Raw genomic sequence first — 968 nt, 5'->3', positions numbered from 1 at the left:
TAAAATGCTTTTAGGTATTGAAGATAGTAACAATATAAGATAATGTCTTGGGTGCCTTGGTCTCAGGTAGTGTAGGAGCTGCTACAATGTTTTTCCAATTTGTGGAATAGCTTGTGGTTATATTGGTACTAAAGCGGGTATTACTTTATGGACAGTAGCAACAGGGGCAACAGGTGGATTTTAGAGAGGAGTATAATGAAGAAAAAATATAAAGAATTAGCAACAAATGATATTGCAAATATAAGTGGTGGTAACCCTGCTGGAAATGCTGCAATTGGTGGACTTTCAGGTCTTAGTGCAGGTATAAAATATTGTAAAATGCCTCACCCTGTTTTAAAGGGAGTTTGTGTTGTTGGCGTTACAGCAAGTAGTGCCTATCTGGCATATAAGGTTAATTAAATGATTTACACAGTTTTTATAGTTTTATCATCTTCTATAATTGTTTTTACGACTATTCATGCTATTTATAGAAAAAGTGTAACTCATCTAACACCGTACTTATTCTTCTTAGTTTTTTATCAACTATCGTTATCAAAACAAACGACAAATATGTTATCAATTGTTACTTTATTAGCCTCTTTATTCGTTTATTTTGATAAAAAAGATTGAAAAAAATAGCTAATATATCTATAAAAGAAGCCAATCTTCTTAATCAGTCTTTGTTTGGCTTGATAATCACTTAAGAATATCTATGAAAAGGCAACACTTTTCTGCACAACTTTTATAAAGTGCTTTTTGTTAAGCGATAACTCGCCTAGCCATTGGTGTTTGATAGTTGAGACTGCCGTGAATGCGATGATGATTCCACCAGTGGACGTAGTCCTTGGTTTTAAGATTTAGCTCTTCAAGTGAATGAAAGATTTCTTGATTAATAAACTCCAGTTTGAAAGAACGATAGGTGCTCTCAGCTACGGCATTGTCATAAGGACATCCTGCTTGACTAAGTGAGCGGGTAATGCCAAACGTCT

2 protein-coding genes are annotated in these 968 nt (G+C 34.3%); one reads left to right on the top strand and one right to left on the bottom strand.

Going from position 1 to position 968, the window contains the following annotated elements; translation table 11 throughout:
* The first annotated feature begins 195 nt into the window (after positions 1–195).
* Positions 196–399, top strand: coding sequence for a bacteriocin (locus tag ABP870_RS10605; protein ID WP_350015307.1), 204 nt, complete (start codon positions 196–198; stop codon positions 397–399).
* Between the two features lie 339 nt (positions 400–738).
* Here the strand turns inward: ABP870_RS10605 and ABP870_RS10600 are convergent.
* Positions 739–968, bottom strand: a 230-nt coding sequence (locus tag ABP870_RS10600) for an integrase core domain-containing protein (protein ID WP_350015306.1), incomplete at its 5' end; no start/stop codon positions are given.

The organism is Streptococcus jiangjianxini, assembly GCF_040225085.1.
GTDB lineage: Bacteria > Bacillota > Bacilli > Lactobacillales > Streptococcaceae > Streptococcus > Streptococcus jiangjianxini.
Note: the sequence above shows the minus strand (reverse complement) of the source record. Positions and strands in the feature narration are given on the sequence as shown.

Excerpts from the sequence above, each read along its gene's own strand:
- ABP870_RS10605 (WP_350015307.1), top strand. The coding sequence starts at position 196 with ATGAAGAAAAAATATAAAGAATTAGCAACAAATGATATTGCAAATATA.